Here is a 240-nt window from a genome sequence, read left to right as displayed (position 1 = left end):
GATTAGGCCATTAATGTTTGTGATATATGTTTGCATAATTTCTCCTCAAACTAATTGTTAAATAACTTGAAAAATGCTTCCGCAAATGCTCGTTTGGTAAAAATACCCTCACGGATTAAATTGGCATAATGGTCAATCCCCATGACCATTTCGTGATATTGCCCTGGAGTCATTTGAAGGACTTGTCGTTGAGCATCATGCATATCTTTAGCAATGATGCCTACGTGGTGATCACGAATT

Annotated in this window: 1 protein-coding gene; it reads right to left on the bottom strand. The window is 37.5% G+C overall.

What is annotated here, in order from left to right; translation table 11 throughout:
* Positions 1-50 precede the first annotated feature (50 nt).
* A partial coding sequence (locus ACFILW_RS10955; RefSeq protein ID WP_375685850.1) for a hypothetical protein occupies positions 51-240 on the bottom strand: 190 nt, incomplete at its 5' end.

Source organism: Bartonella sp. TT110JLCBS, from assembly GCF_042193405.1.
Taxonomy (GTDB): Bacteria; Pseudomonadota; Alphaproteobacteria; order Rhizobiales; family Rhizobiaceae; genus Bartonella.
Note: the sequence above shows the minus strand (reverse complement) of the source record. Positions and strands in the feature narration are given on the sequence as shown.